The sequence below is a fragment of the Spiroplasma endosymbiont of Cantharis nigra genome (assembly GCF_964019925.1).
GTDB lineage: Bacteria > Bacillota_I > Bacilli_A > Mycoplasmatales > Mycoplasmataceae > Spiroplasma_A.
The window spans coordinates 420,336-438,554 of record NZ_OZ026470.1; the positions used below are offsets into that span (position 1 = coordinate 420,336).

12 protein-coding genes are annotated in these 18,219 nt (G+C 25.3%); all 12 read left to right on the forward strand.

All coding sequences use genetic code 4. The features are described from left to right. Positions 1 to 30: 30 nt before the first annotated feature. Complete coding sequence (locus AACL04_RS01805) at positions 31 to 2,685, forward strand: glucose PTS transporter subunit IIA (RefSeq protein WP_339030882.1); 2,655 nt, start codon at positions 31 to 33, stop codon at positions 2,683 to 2,685. Between the two features lie 78 nt (positions 2,686 to 2,763). Beyond that, positions 2,764 to 3,099 (forward strand): hypothetical protein, encoded by a 336-nt coding sequence (locus tag AACL04_RS01810; protein WP_339030884.1) that lies wholly within the window; start codon positions 2,764 to 2,766, stop codon positions 3,097 to 3,099. A gap of 215 nt (positions 3,100 to 3,314) precedes the next feature. Continuing rightward, a complete protein-coding gene (locus AACL04_RS01815) occupies positions 3,315 to 4,718 on the forward strand; it encodes a glycoside hydrolase family 1 protein (RefSeq protein WP_339030885.1) in 1,404 nt (467 codons plus the stop codon). After that, on the forward strand, positions 4,718 to 6,172 hold the full coding sequence (locus tag AACL04_RS01820; protein WP_339030887.1) for a glycoside hydrolase family 1 protein: 1,455 nt from the start codon (positions 4,718 to 4,720) through the stop codon (positions 6,170 to 6,172). The genes AACL04_RS01815 and AACL04_RS01820 overlap by 1 nt, the downstream gene beginning before the upstream one ends. A 197-nt stretch (positions 6,173 to 6,369) precedes the next feature. Beyond that, positions 6,370 to 6,864: a PTS glucose transporter subunit IIA gene (locus AACL04_RS01825; protein WP_339030889.1), complete on the forward strand. Its 495-nt coding sequence runs from the start codon at positions 6,370 to 6,372 to the stop codon at positions 6,862 to 6,864. 62 nt (positions 6,865 to 6,926) lie between these two features. Continuing rightward, positions 6,927 to 8,207, forward strand: a complete 1,281-nt coding sequence (locus AACL04_RS01830) for a PTS transporter subunit EIIC (protein WP_339030891.1) — start codon at positions 6,927 to 6,929, stop codon at positions 8,205 to 8,207. A gap of 151 nt (positions 8,208 to 8,358) precedes the next feature. Then, on the forward strand, positions 8,359 to 8,997 hold the full coding sequence (locus tag AACL04_RS01835) for a hypothetical protein (RefSeq protein ID WP_339030893.1): 639 nt from the start codon (positions 8,359 to 8,361) through the stop codon (positions 8,995 to 8,997). A gap of 134 nt (positions 8,998 to 9,131) precedes the next feature. After that, the gene (locus AACL04_RS01840; protein ID WP_339030897.1) at positions 9,132 to 11,759 is read left to right on the forward strand and encodes a glucose PTS transporter subunit IIA; all 2,628 of its coding nucleotides are present in this window, start codon (positions 9,132 to 9,134) and stop codon (positions 11,757 to 11,759) included. A gap of 109 nt (positions 11,760 to 11,868) precedes the next feature. Next, a complete protein-coding gene (gene glyA / locus AACL04_RS01845; protein ID WP_339030898.1) occupies positions 11,869 to 13,098 on the forward strand; it encodes a serine hydroxymethyltransferase in 1,230 nt (409 codons plus the stop codon). A gap of 120 nt (positions 13,099 to 13,218) precedes the next feature. Next, complete coding sequence (locus AACL04_RS01850; RefSeq protein ID WP_339030899.1) at positions 13,219 to 14,502, forward strand: ATP-binding protein; 1,284 nt, start codon at positions 13,219 to 13,221, stop codon at positions 14,500 to 14,502. An 8-nt stretch (positions 14,503 to 14,510) separates the two neighbouring features. Beyond that, entirely contained in the window at positions 14,511 to 15,074 is a 564-nt protein-coding gene (locus tag AACL04_RS01855; RefSeq protein WP_339030900.1) for a hypothetical protein, read from the forward strand. A gap of 86 nt (positions 15,075 to 15,160) precedes the next feature. After that, positions 15,161 to 18,046 carry a cation-translocating P-type ATPase gene (locus tag AACL04_RS01860; RefSeq protein ID WP_339030901.1) on the forward strand — a complete coding sequence of 962 codons (2,886 nt, stop codon included), beginning with the start codon at positions 15,161 to 15,163 and terminating at the stop codon, positions 18,044 to 18,046. Positions 18,047 to 18,219: the final 173 nt, after the last annotated feature.

Sequence of the window (18,219 nt, forward strand, 5' to 3'; positions counted from 1 at the left end):
GTGGAAAATATTACTGTAAGGGGGAAATATATGAATTTAAATTTATATGCACCAGTTGATGGTGAAATAAAGGGCATCCAAGATTGTTCAGATTCAATGTTTGCAGATCGTATGTTAGGTGATGGATTTGTTATTATTCCAGAATCAAATGACTTTAAAGCTTTTTTTGATAAAGCAACAGTCACAATGATATTTGACACATATCATGCATACGGTTTTGATGTTGATGGATTAAAGTTTTTAATTCATTGTGGAATGGATACAGTAGCATTAAATGGAGAGGGATTCACTACTAATTTAAAAGTTGGAGATAAAATATCTAGAAAAAGTGATATTTTTAGTGTTGATTTAAATTTATTGAAAAAAAAGAAATTATTAAGTGAAACCCCAATAGTATTTGAAATGAGTGATTTAGCTGATTATCAAATAAATAATTTAAAATTAGGAAAAGTAAAACAAGGTGAGTTAATTTGTACAATTAATTATGAGTTTAAATCAGAAATTAAAGAAACAAATGTAAATAGTAAGACAGATGCTGTTGAATTCTTTAGTGTATCAAACAAGTATGAAAAAAATGCTAAGTTAATTAATAAGTTTATCGGTAATCAATCAAATTATAATGAAGTATACAATTGCATGACAAGACTTAGGTTTAGCATTAAAAATAAGGAACAAGTAAATATTGATGAAATAAAGAGATTAGAGCTTGTTAAAGGTACTGTTTGAAATGGTAATGAATTGCAAATTGTTATTGGCCAAGATGTTTATAAATTAAAGGAGGAGGTTATAAAACTTAACAATCAATCCTTGGCAATAAAAGCTTCAATAGGACTTAATAGTTCAAAAGTTTCTTTAGGAAGAAAGTTTTTATCAATGTTTTCAGGAATTATGGTCAAAATAATTCCTGTAATGGTCGGAGTTGGTTTAATTCAAGCTGTTATGGCTATTTTAATGCAAGCAGAAATAATGCCCAATATTGTCTTTAAATTAAGTGAAAATTCAGGAATAAATGATGTTTTATTTAAAGATGCTGCAATAGGGTGAATAGTCTTATTTGCAATGGCAAAAACAACAACCTATTTTATGGGAATAATGATTGCAGTTTCTGCAGCTAATTATTTTAAATTAGATAGTTTAATGGGTATAGCGCTTGGACTTATTCTTTGTTGTCCTTTAATGTTTGGAGATGGTGGCAGTCTTGGTATAGGAAATGATTTTCTTTTATTAGATTTAGGAAATATTAATACTGGAAATCCTATGTTAGATCAAATAACTAAAATAAAGATTAATGCCATGAGTACAAAGGTCTTTGTTATTGTAGGTGCAATATATACAGCTAAAAAATTAGATATTTGATTAAAAAAAGTAATTCCAGTTGCATTGGAACTAATGTTTAGACCGTTTATTATCATTATTTTGATTGTTCCGTTATCATTTTTTGGTTATGGAATTGCTTGAAACTTTATTGAAACTTTATTTGGAGCATTAATGTTCTATATCGGAAAAATTCCTTTAGGAATTGGAGTTGGTATATTTGTATCAATGTGGCAAGTAGCAGTTATTTTTGGTTTACATTTAATGTTGGGATTAATTTCCTTTCTTGACCGTTTGTCTCCAGCAACAGGTGGTCAAACAGTATATGGTATTGCTGGTTCAATTTCAGTATGATCTCAAGTTGGAGCATTGATTGGAGTAATATTAATTACTCAAAATGCTAAATTAAAGAAACAAGGAATAGGTATGCTTCCAGCTGGATTACTTGGTATTACAGAACCAATTCTTTATGGAATTAATTTACCTAAAAAAAGACCATTAATTTCAGGGGTATGTGCAGCTTTTATTGCTGGAGCCTTTGCAAATATTATTGGAGTTACACAAAGAGCACAAAGTGGAATTGGAGTATTTGAAGCAATTGGTTTCTTCTCAGATCCAATTTATGGAGGTACTGGAAAACTTAATCCTGCTATCAATGGTTCATTTTATTTATTAGCTAGTTTATTAGCAGTATCAAGTGCAATACTTTTCAGTATGTTATCTTATAAAGAAAGAGAAACAGAAAAAACCTTATTAAATAAAACAATTAGTAAATTAAAGTTATTAACAATATTAGAATTAAATTTAAATAAAGAAGACACAACAAAATTAAAAAAAGAGTTAGATGAAGTTAATAATCTTTTAGATAAAGAAGCTATTAATTTTATTAAAACTATTGAAAAAAATATTCAAACTTGATTAAGATATAAAATTAAATTGAGTACTATAATTGAAAAAGAAGAAATTGAAAAAGAAAAAATAATAATTAAAGGTAAGAATTTAATTAGTAAAAAGAAATTTGATTTAGCAAATATTTATATGCAGAAATATAACTCAATTGATAATTCTGAGAAAATAAATTTATTAAAAATAAAAATTGATAATCAATATAAAGTAATTGAGTTAGAAAAATTAAATAAAAATATTTCAAAATTAAAAAAATTAATTTTAGAAAAATTAGAAAAATCAAATTTTATAAAAAAAGAAAATATAAATGAATTAGAGCCAATAATATTTAATAATTTAAATAGTGTTCAAATTTATTATGGGTTATTAGAAAATAAGATACCAAAAATTAATTTAAATGAAAAAATTTATTATATAAAAAATAGTAACTCTCTAAATAAGGAGAAGGTGAATCTAAATGTTTAATTATTGTTTTGATATTGGTGGAACATCAACAAAGTGTATTATTTTTAAAAAAATATTTTATTTAAAAACTTTTCTTCTGTGTATAAAAAATCAGAAATTAATAGCTTAGAAGATTTTCAAACACCATTTATAAATATATTAGATCAGATATCAGATTTCTTAAATAAGGAAACAAAGGAATTTAATTTATCTATTGTATTACCGGGGACTATTGATTCTAAAAATAAAAAATTATTAACTCAGTCTGCAATAAAAGATATTGACTTAATTAAATATTTTATTAAAACTAGAAAAAAAATAACGGGTAAAAATTTTTTTGAACTATTTAATCAAAATGATAAAACATTAGTTGAAATGATGGAGGACTTTACTTCTCATTTAACAAAACTAATAATAAATTTGATTTTCCATTAGATTTTGATTTAATCACTCCTGGTGGAGGGATTAGTTTTAATAAACAGTTTATTAGTTTAATTAAAGAAAAATTATTAAACATAAAGATTTTTATTGGCAAGAAAAATTATTTTACTCTTGCGAAAATCTTGAAAATAAATTTGATGTATCAATCTTAAAAAACCAAGCGGCATGCTATGGTGGATTATATTTATTAAACAAGGAGGAAAAATAAAATGAAGAAATTTCCTAAAAATTTTTTATGAGGAGCTTCAAGTAGTGCCTATCAATTTGAGGGAGCTATAAATGAAGGAGGAAAGGTACCATCGATAATGGATAAGTTTGATGAAAGAAAAAGTTATCCAAAAGGAATTACAGGATTTAAAGTTGCTTCAGATCATTATAATCATTGAAAAGAAGATATTGCTTTAATGGCGGAAATGGGATTTAAATCTTATAGATTTTCTATCTCTTGACCTAGAATAATTAAAAATATTAAAGGAGATATAAACCCTGAGGGTATTAAATTTTATAGTGATTTAATTGATGAACTTATAAAATATAATATTGAGCCAATTATTACTATATTTCATTTTGATTCACCATCTTTCATTGAAGAAATAGGCGGATTGGATAGTAGTGAATTTTCAAATATATTTGAATTATATTCAAAAGTACTTTTTGAAAATTATGGATCAAAAGTTAAGTATTGATTAACAATTAATGAATTAAATATGTTTGCTTTTGTTGGTCAAGCAATTGGAGTTATTTCAGAAAAGTCTAAAAGTACAAAATGACAAATTATGCATAATTTAAATGTTGCACAAGCTAAGGCAATTAGATTATGTAAAAAAATGTTACCTCATGCAAAAATTGGACCAGCACCAAATATATCTTCGGTTTATGCAAATTCAAATAAACCTCAAGATCATTTGGCAAAACTAAATTTTGATCAAATGAGAAATTGAATATTTTTGGATATTGTTTGTCGTGGAGAGTATGGAGCTTGATTTAAAAACTTCTTAAAATTAATAAATGAAGAAATAATTATTACAAATGAGGAGAGGGAAATTTTAAAAAACTCTAAACCAGACTTTATCGCTTTTAATTATTATTCAACAATAACTGTTGAATATGCAAGCAGTAAAAATAGTAAAAATTCGCTAGAGAGTCTTGGTGACCAGCAATCTGGTTTCATAATTCCTGGGATAGGTAAAACTGTAAAAAATAAAAATTTAGAAGCTACACACTTTGGTTGAGAAATTGACTCTATTGGTTTTAGAAATACTTTAAGAGAAGTTTATGACAGATATCAATTACCAATTATGATAACAGAAAATGGAATTGGAGCTAGAGAGGTACTAACTGATGATGAAAAAATTCATGATGACTATCGAATTGAATATTATCAAAAACATATTAAAGCAATGAGCGAAGCTATTGCAGATGGAGTTGAAATGATAGGTTATATGCCTTGAAGTGCAATTGATTTAGTTTCAACTCATGAAGGAATTTCAAAACGTTATGGTTTTGTTTACGTTAATAGAGATGAGTTTGATAAAAAAGATATGAAAAGAATTAGAAAAGATAGCTTCTTTTGATATAAAGATTTAATAGAGAAAAATGGAGAAAATATATAATGGCAAAAAAATTGGAGTTCCCAAAAAACTTTCTTTGGGGTGGAGCTACTGCAGCTTCGCAAATAGAAGGAGCATATGATGTTGATGGAAAATCTTTATCTATTCTTGAAATGATTCCTTTTATGGAATTAAAAGATAGAAAAGATTTATCTGTAACAAGAAAATTAACTAAAAAAGATTTACTAGATTCAATTGAAAATAAAAAAGGATTACATTATCCAAAAAGATATGGAATAGATTTTTATCATAGATATAAAGAAGATATTGCTTTGTTTAAAGAAGCAGGATTAAAAATTTTTAGAATGTCAGTTGCTTGAGGAAGAATATTTCCAAATGGTGATGAGAAGGAACCAAACCAAAAGGGATTAGAATTTTATAGAAATGTATTTAAAGAATGTAAAGTTCAAGGATTAGAAGTGATGGTTACAATAAATCACTTTGATACACCATTTCCAATAATGCAAAATTATGGAGGATGAAAAAATAGAAAAGTAATTGATATGTATTTTAAATATGCAAAAGTTCTTATTGATGAATTCAATGAATATGTTAAATATTGATTACCATTTAATGAAATAAATTTAGCAGTTTTAATTTCAGCTTTTTTTGTAGAAGATAAAAGTGGAAATAAAACAACATTTGAAAAAATTAATGAATCTTATCAAGATTTACACAATCAGTTTATTGCTCAAGCAAAAGTGGTTGAGTATTCTAAAAAATTTAAAAATATTCAAGTTGGATGTATGGTTGCTAATTCAACAACCTATGCTTTGGATTGTAATCCAGTTAATGTATTTGAAAATCAACAAAAAGAATTAATGAAAAAATTATTTTATTATGATGTAATGATTAAGGGTGAATATCCTTGATATTCAATAAAATATTTTAAAGATAACAATATCAAAATTATAAAAGAACCAGGAGATGATGAATTATTGAAAAATAATCCAGTGGAATTTATTACATTTAGCTATTATATGTCAAGTACTATAGCAAAAGAAGAAGGTGAATTAACTGAGGGTAATTTAATGAAACTTGGAAAAAATCCATTCTTAGAAGCAACAGAATGAGGATGACAAATTGATCCTATTGGTTTAAGATATACTTTAAATCAATTATGAGATAGATATCATGTTCCATTATTTATTTCAGAAAATGGGATTGGGATGTTAGAAAAATTAAATAATAAAAATACTGTTGAAGATGATTATCGAATTGATTATTTGGCAAGACACTTTGAACAAATGAGTTTAGCAATTAAAGATGGAGTAAATTTATTTGGTTATACAATGTGAACTCCAATAGATGTTGTTAGTGCTGGTTCAAATGAAATGTCAAAGCGTTATGGTTTAATATATGTTGACTATGATGATTACCATAAAGGTACAGGTAATAGATTTAAGAAAAAATCATTTAATTGATTTAAAAAATTTATGAATACAAGTGAAATTTAAAAAAAGAATGTTATTTTAGTTTAAAGAATAACATTCTTTTTCTTTTTATATTTTTATTTCAATGTTTTTTTGAAACTTTTTATATTTTTGTTTCAATTTTTTTTGAAACTTTCCAGATTTAAAAGTATTTTCCTCTTAGCAAAAAGTCATTAACTTTTATATCAAATTATGAAAATATTACAATGAGGAGGAAAAGAATGGAAATTAATTTATATTCACCAGTTGATGGTGAAATTAAAGAATTAAAAGAATGTAGCAATGAAATGTTTGCTAAAAAAATGCTAGGTGATGGTTTTATTATAATGCCAGCATTGGATAATTTTAATGGTTTTAGTGATAAAGCAACAGTGACTATGGTTTTTAAAGCATACCATGCTTATGGTTTTAATATTGAAGACTTAGATTTTTTGGTTAATGTTGGAATGGATACAATTGCCTTAAAGGGAATTGCATTTTCTACAAAATTAAAAATCGGGGATATAGTTAATAAAAGCGATAGTCTTTTTAAAGTAGATTTAAACTATTTAGAAAAAAATAATTTATCAAAGGAAACAGCTATTGTTTTTGATATTAATGATTTAAGTGAATATAAAATAAATAATTTAAAAATTGGTAATGTTAAACAAGGAGATTTAGTTTGTACAATAACATATAATTTTTTTCCTAGAAATCAAAAAAAAAAAAAAAATTAGAATCCTCTATAGATCCAAAAGAGTTTTTTAATTTTTCTAATAAATATGAAAATGCTGCAAAATTGATTAATCAATTAGTAGGTGGCAATTCTAATTATGAAGAGATATATAATTGTATGACAAGATTAAGATTTAAAATAAAAAATAAAAACTTAGTCGATATTGAAAAACTTAAGCAAGTTAATCTAGTTAAGGGAATTGTTTGAAATGGCTCTGAATTGCAAATTGTAATTGGGCAAGATGTCTATAAAGTAAAAGACGAAGTAATAAAACTAAACGATTATTCAATAGCAATTAAAAATAAATTAGTTTATAAAAATGAAAATGTATCTTTTATAAGAAAATTGTTAGCAATGCTATCGGGAATTATGGTTAAAATAATTCCAATAATGGTGGGGACAGGTTTGATTCAAGCAATTATTGCTATTTTAATTCAAACCAATGTAATGCCCAATATTATTTTTAATGAAATACAACAAGAGGGAATATTAATAACAAAAGCAGGCATTGGTTGAGTTATTTTATTCATTATAGGTGTTTCTAGTAACTATTTTATGGGAATAATGATTGCAGTTTCTGCAGCTAATTATTTTAAATTGGAAGGACTTATGGGAGTTTCTCTTGGTGTTATTCTCTGTTCACCATTACTTTTTGGTGATGGAGGTCGTTTAGGGATGGGAAATGATTTTTTAATCTTTGACTTTGGAAACATTAATACTGGAAATCCTATCCTAGATGAAATAACAAAAATAAGAGTTAATACAATGAATACTAAAATATTTGTTATTATAGCTGCCATATATACAGCAAAAAAATTGGATACTTGATTAAAAACAGTAATTCCAGTAGCTTTAGAATTAATGTTTAGACCATTTATTGTAATTATATTAATTTGTCCTTTAACATTTTTTGGCTATGGAATTATTTGAAATTTTTTTGAAACTTTATTTGGTTCATTAATATTTTATATGGGAAAAATTCCTTTAGGAGTTGGAGTTGGTATATTTGTTGCTATGTGACAAGTAGCAGTAATATTTGGATTACATATGGTACTTGGCATCATATCAATGATTGACCATTTAGCAAATGGGGGACAAAGTGTTTATGGTATTGCTGGTTCAATTTCAGTATGATCTCAAGTTGGTGCTTTAATTGGAGTTATCTTAATTACTCAAAATGCAAAATTAAAAAAGGAGGCAATTGGAATGCTTCCTGCTGGATTTCTTGGTATTACAGAACCAATTCTATATGGAATAAATTTACCAAAAAAAAGACCATTAATTTCCAGGAGTAGCAGCTTCATTTATAGCAGGAGCATTTGCCAGTCTTTTAAATGTAACTAAAAGAGCAAATACTGGGATTGGGGTATTCGAGTTAATTGGTTTTTTTGCAGAGCCTCAATTAGGTGGAAAAGGAGCAATTAGTCCAATTGAAAATGGTTCATTTTATTTATTAGCATGTATAATATCAATTTCATTGGCTATTGCTTTTAGTATGATGTCTTATAAAGAAAGAACAAGTGAAAAAACATTGTTAAATAAGACAATTAAAAATCTGATTATTTCAACTAAATTGGAACTAGGTTTAAATAAACAAGATGTTATTTCTTTAAAAGAAAAGTTAAATAAAGTTTCAACAATTTTAGATAAAGAGACTTTAAAATTAATAAAAGCTAGTGAGAAAAATATTCAAACATGATTAAAACTAAAAGAAAAAACAAATAGTCTAATTGAAAAAAGCGAATTAAAGAAAGAAAAAATAATATTAAAAGGTAAGAATTTAATAAGTAAATCAAAATTTGATTTAGCAAAAATCTATATAAAAAAATATAATAATATTGATAATTCTCAAAAAATAAATACGTTAGATCAAGAAAGTAAAGAATTATTTAAAAAAATAGATTTTGAGAAATTAAACTCTCGAATTTCAAAAATTGAAAAAAAAGTTGTAGAAGAAATTTTAAAATCAACTTCTCTTAATAAGAATATTCATAATGAACTGAATGCAATCATTTTTAATAATTTAAATAGTCTTCAAATTCACTATGATTTATTAAAAAATAAGGAGCAAAAAATTAATTTAGATTTATTTATAATAAATCTAAAAGATAGGAATTTAAAACATCAATTATAGAGTTATTTTTTAAAAAAAGGAAAATTTAGATATGTCTTGAAAATACTTTCACTTATTGAAAGTATTTTCATTTTGGAAAAAATATTACATTTTATATTTATTTATGGAAATATTACTAATAGGAGGGAAAGTAAATGGAAATTAATTTATATTCACCAGTTGATGGTGAAGTAAAAAAAATTCAAGAGTGTAATGATTCAATGTTTGCTGATCGCATGTTAGGCGATGGAATAGTTGTTATTCCAGAATCAAATAATTTTAAAGCTTTTTTTGATAAAGCAAGAGTTACTATGATATTTGATACGTATCATGCATATGGTTTTGATGTTGAAGGTTTACAATTTTTAATTCACTGTGGAATGGATACAGTATCGCTTAATGGTAAAGGTTTTTCTACAAAATTAAAAGTTGGAACTAAAGTTCTTAAAAATGATGATATTTTTACAGTCGACTTAAATTTATTAAAAGAGAAAAATATTTCAAAAGAAACACCAATTGTATTTGAAATTAATTCTTTAATTGAGTATACAATTAAAGAATTAAAAGTAGGTAAAGTTAAACAAGGAGATTTACTTTGTAAAATATCTTATACCTTAAAAGAAAAACAAGAAGATCAAGATTTGAAAACAATAACAGACCCAGTTGAATTTTTTAATGTTTCAAACAAATATGAAAAAGGAGCAAAATTAATTAATCAATTTGTTGGAACTAAGAGAAATTATAATGAAGTATATAATTGTATGACAAGATTGAGATTTAATATTAAAAATAAAGAAAAAGTTGATATTGAAGCAATCAAAAAAGCTCCACTTGTTAAGGGAGTAGTTTGAAATGGGCCCGAGTTACAAGTTGTAATTGGTCAAGATGTTTATAAACTAAAAGATGAAATAGTAAAGTTAAATACTGAAGAGCACACTTTAAATGTTTCAATGGGTCTTAATAGTGAAAAAGAGACTTTTTTTAGAAAAATGTTAGCAATGCTTTCGGGCATTATGACAAAAATAATTCCTATAATGGTTGGAGCGGGTTTGGTTCAAGCAATTATAGCAATTTTAATGCAAGCAGGAATTATGCCCAATATTGTCTTTAAAAGTCCAGGACCTAATGATGTTTTAATAACAGAAGCAGGAATTGGATGAATAATTCTTTTCATTGTTGGTAGGTCAACTACTTATTTTATGGGAATAATTATTGCAGTTTCTGCAGCTAATTATTTTAAATTAGAGGGACTTATGGGAGTTGCTCTTGGTGTTATTCTCTGTTCACCCTTACTATTTGGTGATGGAGGACGTTTAGGAATGGGAAATGATTTTTTAATCTTTGATTTTGGAAACATTGACACTGGAAATCCTATGCTAGATGAAATAACAAAAATAAGGATTAATACAATGAATACAAAAATATTTGTAATTGTTGGTGCAATATATACTGCAAAAAAATTAGATACTTGATTAAAAAGAGTAATTCCAGTAGCTTTAGAATTAATGTTTAGACCATTTATTGTTATTCTTGTAGTTAGTCCTTTATCATTTTTTGGTTATGGAATAGCTTGAAATTTCTTTGAAACATTATTTGGTGCATTAACATTTTACTTAGGTCAAATACCAATTGGTATTGGAGTTGGTATATTTACAGCTATGTGACAAATAACTGTTATTTTTGGTTTACATATTATGTTAGGAATGATCTCAATGTTAGAGCATATTTCAAATGGGGGTCAAAGTATATATGGAATAGGTCCATCAATATCAATTTGAGCACAAGTTGGAGCATTAATTGGAGTTATCATAATTACTCAAAATGCAAAACTAAAAAAAGAGGCAATTGGTATGCTTCCAGCGGGATGTCTTGGTATTACAGAACCAATTCTTTATGGAATTAACTTACCTAAAAAGAGACCTCTAGTTTCAGGGGTATGTGCAGCATTTATAGCTGGGGCATTTGCAAATATTATGGGTGTAACACAAAGATCACAAAGTGGTTTAGGAGTTTTTTCAGCTATTGGTTTCTTCTCTGATCCAATATATAATGGTGAAGGAAAACTTTCGCCAGTATCAAATGGTCTAATTTATCTAGTAGCATGTGCAATGTCAATTTCTCTAGCAATACTTTTCAGTATGTTAAGTTATAAAGAAAGAGAAACTGAAAAAACCTTATTAACTAAAACCTTTAGAAAGATAACTACTATATCATTATTAGAACTAAATTTAAATAAAAATGATCTTCAAAAAATGAAAACAGAGCTGAAAGAAAATTTAAATCTTTTGGATAAAAACACTTTAAGCTTAATAAAATCTGTAGAAAAAAATATTCAAAAATGACTAAAATCAAAAGAAAAACTAAATTCTTTAATTTCAAGTGAAGAGATGAAAAAGGAGAAAATAATTAATAAAGGAAAAAAATTGGTTGCTAATAAAAAATATGAAAAGGCGCAATTTTATATAAAGAAATATAATGAAATAGATAATCTTGATAAAATTAATTTATTAAAGATTGTAATTGAAAATCAATATAAACTTATTGATTTTGAGAAATTAAATCAAACTATAGATAAAATTAATAAAGGTATTAATAAAAATATTTCAAACTCTAAATTCATTAATAAAGCCATAAAAAAAGATATTCAAGCAATTATTTTTAATAATATAAATAGTGTCCAAATTCACTATGGTTTATTAGATAATAAAATACCAGATATCAATTTAAATGAGATAATCAATGAGAAAATAGCAGAAAAAAAATTATTAAAAAGTAATCTATAATTATTAAAATTAAAATTATTATATAAAGTTATTTTTCTTTAAAATAATGAACATTAAAAACAATAAATCTAGTATTATTTTTATATATAAAAGTTTAAGGAGAATAACTATGAAAATGAATCCAATAATTGAAGAATCATTAAAAAATGAATTAAAGCGTCAACAAAGTCATATTGAATTAATTGCATCAGAAAACTATGTTTCGGAAGCAATTTTAAAATTAAATGGTTCTGTTTTAACAAATAAATATGCTGAGGGTTATCCTGGTAAAAGATATTATGGTGGGTGTCGCTATATTGATGAAATAGAATCTTATGGAATAGAATTAGCAAAAAAAATATTTAAAGCTGATCATGCAAATATTCAACCACATTCTGGAAGTCAAGCTAATGAAGCAGCTTATAGAACTTTGATAAAACCTGGTGATACTGTACTTTCAATGAGTTTGGATGCTGGTGGTCATTTAACACATGGTTATCCTATAAACTTTTCTGGACAATTATATAACTTTGTTTTTTATAAAGTTAATAAGAAAACAGAAGAAATTGATTTTAAAGAAATTAGCGATTTAGCAAAAAAACATAAACCAAAATTAATTCTTGCAGGAGCAAGTAGTTATACAAAAATTATTGATTTTAAAAAATTTAAAGAAATTGCAGATAGTATTGGAGCTTATTTTATGGTTGATATGGCTCACATTGCAGGACTTGTAGCAGGTGGAGTTCATCCAAATCCTTGTGAATATGCAGATGTTGTAACAACAACAACTCACAAAACTTTAAGAGGAGCTAGAGGGGGGTTAATTCTTTGTAAGGCTAAATTTGCAAAGAAACTTGACTCAACAGTTTTTCCTGGAGTGCAAGGAGGACCTTTAGAAAATCAAATAGCAGGTAAAACCCAAGCCTTATTTGAAGCTGATAGTCAAGAATTTAAAGAATATGCAAATCAAGTTGTAATTAATGCAAAAAAATTAGCAAAAACTTTAAGTAAAAATGGGCTAAGATTAGTAGCTAATGGGACAGAAAATCATACAGTAATTGTTGAAGTTAAAGATTCAATTGGAATTACTGGAAAAGAAGCTGAAAGTATTTTAGAAGCAATTGGTATAGTTTCAAATAAAAATATGATTCCATTTGATCAAGAAAAACCAGTGCATGCTTCTGGAATAAGATTAGGAACTCCAGCAATGACTACAAGGGGTTTTAAAGAAGAAGAATTTGAACAAGTTGGCAATATTATTGCAAGTATTTTAAAAGACCATAGTGAAGAAAATTTAAAAGAGTTAAGTAAACAAGTTAAAGATTTATGTGATAAATTTCCAATATATGAAAATTTATAATATTAATGTCTTTTTACTTGAAACTTTGCTAAAAAAGCAACAAATTTATTAAAAAGAAGCAATTTAATTGCTTTTTTTTAATAAAGATAAGTATAATATTAATAGTAAGGAATGAAAAAAATGAAAACATTAATTAAATCATTAAAATTTAGTGGTTATAAAGCATTTGAAAAAGAAGTATTAATTAATTTTGAAACAAATAAAAACAAATATAATTTTAAAGAATCAGTAAGAGACTTTAAAACTCAAGATGGTGTTTTTCATTATAATAATCATTTAGGTTTTATTGGACCTAATGCTTCTGGTAAAACATCAATATTAACAATTTTAAAACTATATAGAGTTTTTTTAGAACAAGGTGTCAATGGTCTTAAAAGTGGATTATTTAATCCATTTACTGGAAATTTAGATCCAATTACTGTTGCATTAAATAAACATGATTTTAATAAAAATAGTGATTATTTAAAAATTGAATTAGAGTTAGTTAATGAAGAATTTATTATTAAGCATCAAATTAAAATTAAAAATAACTTTAAATTTAGTGAAGAAGTTGATATTAAAAAAACTAAAAATAAAAATATGATTTGAGAAAATATTTTTAAAAAAGAATTTGATGATGATATTGATTTTATTAGTTATTCAAATTTCATTAACTCAAGTTCAAATAATAATATAGCGAAATTAGAAAAAAAAGAAGAAACAAAAAAAATTGCAGATTCGCTTAAAAATTTAATGAATGGAATAATCTTTTTTACATCACAGATATCATCGATATTTTGAATTAATGAGTTTACAGATTTCTTATTTAGTAATGAAGCAAATGATGAAATTATAAATAAAATGAAAAATTTTATTGAAGTAGTAGCTAAAAATATTGATTCCAAAATTAAAGGTGTAGAAATAAAGAGAGTAATTCAAAATCAAACTAAAACTTTTGCTTTTGATTTTATTTTAAATGATAATCAATTAATACCTTATTATGCAATATCAGAAGGTACTTGAAAAATTATTGGAATGTTTGTTAGGTTATATTTATTAAAATTAAATAAGAGAAACTATTGATACTTTTTATTTGATGAAATAGATAATTCTTGACATCCAAATTTAACAAGAATTTTCTTAAGACTAATAAAGTCTAATTTATTTGAAAATACAGTATTTTTATTAACATTTCATAATCCATATATTGCAGAAGAAATTAGGCAAGATAGTTTATATTTAATTCTTCAAAATCAGGAAGTATCAAATTGAATTGATCAAATAAAAATTTTTAATGAGGGTAAAAATAATAAAACACTTAGATTATCAACTAATTTTGCAAATAAATATTTGGATGAAGTTATTTGTTCTGGTCCTGAAAACTTTAAAGCTGATACAATTTTTGAATTATTTGATAAGGAATAAAATTGATTATGCTTTTAATTATATGCTTTGAATCATATGAACCAGTTACAGAAAAAAATGTTTTTAATAAATTAAGACAAAAAGATGAAATTTTAGAAAAACTTGATTGAAAAGATGTTATTTTTCATTCATTTCAATTAAAAGATTATCAAAATGAAAAGGTTATTGATAGACTAAAAACTAGTCTTTTCTCAATACCACATTATGCAAAACCTAAAAAATTTAATCGTGTTTTATTATTACTAGACAATGATGTTAAAGAAATAATAAATAAATTTTTATTATTGAAGTCAAAAATAATTAAGAGTTTAGAAGAATTATTTATTAAAGCAAAGGGAAATATTCATCATATAAATATACCTGAAAATCAAAGTTTTGAGTATTTTTTATCACTTTTTTGTCAAGATAAAAAAATAGATTTTTCTAAGAAGGTTTGAGAAACTCATAAATCTAGTTCCTCTAATATTCCAGACAAAATATGAACTATGGAAAGATTAGATATTTTTGAAAAGAATTTAAAAAAATATAGTAAGGATACAAATTGAAGATTAATATTTAAAAATGAGAAATAATTTTATCAAATATAATATTTGATAAAATTTTTTTATATTTTTGTTATAATTTTATATATAAATATAAAAAAGAAGTGGAAACAAATATGGATGAAAATCTCTTAAGTTCTGATAAGGAACTTGAAAAAAAATTAGAAACAAATATCAAAAAGGGTTTAACTACTGAAGAAGTTTTAGAAAAACAACAAAAGTTTGGGAAAAATGAACTTCCAAAAGGTAAAATTACACCTTGATATTTAATATTTTTAAAAACTCTAGTAGAGCCAATTTTATTAGTATTAATGGGTGCTGCAGTTATTTCAATTATTGCACCAATAATATCTAATAAGGGTCACATTGAAGCATCTGAATTTATTGATGCAATTGTTATTTTTTCAATTGTTTTAATTGATGCTATTTTAGAAACGGTACAAACAATTAAAGCACGAAAGTCAATGGATGCTTTGAAATCACTTTCTAAACCAAAAACCGTTGTTATTAGAAATGATATGCAACAAGAAATTGATGCATCAGAATTAGTACCAGGTGATATTGTTGTTTTAGAAGCTGGTAAATATGTGCCAGCAGAGTTAAGAATTATTGAAGCAAATGACTTATCAATAGATGAATCAATTTTGACAGGTGAGTCAGTACCTGTTCAAAAGACTCATTTAGCTTTAAAAGAATCAACAACAATTTTAGCTGATATGAAAAATATAGCATTTATGTCAACCTTTACAACATCAGGAAGAGCTATTGGATTAGTTATTAGAACTGGAGTTGAAACTGAAATTGGAAAAATTGCTAAATCAATTAATGAAAATGAAGAGGAATCAACACCTTTAGAAAAAAAATTAAATTCTTTTACTTATTGAATAAGTGGTTTGAGTTTTATTTTAGCGATTCTAATTTTTACAACATTATTTTTCAGTGGTGATCAAAAAGCATGAGCAAATTATTTAATGGTGGCAATTACATTAGCAATTGGAGTTATTCCAGAATGTTTAGCTGCAGTTGTTTCAATTACTTTAAGTATTAGTACTAAAAAAATGGTTAAGCAAAATGTTATTATTAAGAAACTCCAGGCGGTTGAAACCTTGGGTAATGTTAATTTTATTTGTACTGATAAAACGGGAACTTTAACTCAAAATAAAATGACAGTTAAAAAGATGATTATGGATAATAAAGTTATTGCTTCAAAGGAATATGCTAAAGAGAAAAATGATAAACATATGGACCTCTTTTTAAAAGCATTAGTTTTATGTAATGATTCAGTTACAGAAGGTAATGAAAGAATTGGTGATCCAACAGAGTTGGCACTTGTCGATTTTGCTGAAACAATAGGCTATGATGAACAAGATTCACGTGATGTTTGACAAAGAATTGATGAAATGCCTTTTGACAGTGAAAGAAAAATGATGACTACTGTTAATAAAATTAACAAAGTAAATACAACCTTTACAAAAGGTGCAATTGATCAATTATTGCAAAGATGTACCAAAATAATGGTGGATAATGTCTTAAGAAATATTACAGAAGAAGATAAAAAAATGTTATTAGAAGCAGCAACAGAGCTTTCAAAAGATGCTTTAAGAGTTTTAGCATTTGCATATCATTTAAACTATGATAAATTAAAAGATAAAAATAACTTGGAACAAGATTTAGTATTTTTAGGTGCTGTTGGAATGATAGACCCTGTTAGAGAAACTGCAGTTAATGCAGTTAGATTAGCTCATGAGGCTGGAATTGAAGTTGTAATGATAACAGGTGATCATGCTGTCACTGCTCTTGCTATTGCAAGAGATTTAGATTTAGCACATTCAGAATATGAAGTTATGAGTAGTAATACTTTAAATCAATTAGATGACAAACAGTTATTAAGAGTAATTGAACAAATAAAAGTATTTGCTAGAGTAAATCCTGAACATAAAGTAAGAATTGTGGATGCTTTAAAACAAAAGGGTAATATTGTTTCAATGACAGGTGATGGGGTTAACGATGCACCAAGTTTAAGTAAAGCTGATATTGGTGTTGCAATGGGAATTACGGGAACTGATGTTGCTAAACAAGCAAGTGATATTATTTTAACTGATGATAACTTTGAAACAATAATTAAAGGTGTTAATGAAGGTAGAAACGTTTATCAAAAAATTAAAAGAGCAATTGCTTTTGTTATTGGAGTTAATTTAGCTAATGTTTTAGCAATATTTATTCTTTCAGTAATTAATACAGTTTCTCCATTAGAAGCTACAAATATCTTATGAATGAATTTAATTGTTGAATCAATTATTGCTTTATCAATGGGTATGGGTTCAAATGATCCAACTTTAATGAAAATAAAGCCAGTTAAAGGTAAGAATTCATTATTTAAAGGTTTAGGTTATACCTTATTTAAAATAATCTTATTTACAACAATTGCTTCAATTGGAGCATACTATTTTGGAATGATGTTTGTAACAGATGATTATTTAAAAGAAATTTTAGGTGATAATTATAACCTAAGCTGACATCAAGCGTTAAGAAGTAATGATTTTAGTGTTGAACAAAAAATTAAAATTGGAAATTTTGGAAGAACTGCAATGTTTGTAACAATAACTTGTGCTCCATGTTTCTATGCAAACTTTATAAAATTATCAAATTGAAAATCTGATAAAAAAGTAAATTTAATAGTTAATAAACCTTTATGAATTGCAAGTATGTCAGCAGTATTAGTTAATTTAGCTGTAATTATGATTCCTGGATTTAATGAGAAAATATTAAATCTTGCATCAATTAGTAGTTACAATAGCAGCAATTGATACCTAATTTTAGGAGCACTTGCAATATCACTTATTCCAGTATTGTTTATGTTATTGTTAGATGGAATAACATTTGGAATTTATCATTATAGACCAGATCCTTGAAGAAGAAATAGAATTTTAGCTCAAGAATTGGTAGAAATTGATATTCAAAAAGAAAAACAAAAGAGAAGAAGTAAGAAAAAATCAAATTAGTACTAAAATTATTAAAAATTCCTAAACTCATTTATTTTAAATGAGTTTTTTTTATTTGATTGTACAATTAAATAAATTAGAAAAAAGTGTTCTATTAAGCAATATTTAACACTTTTTAATTTTTAAAAAAGTTTTTAAGTTTTCTCAATTTAAGTACAAAAATCAAGAAAAAT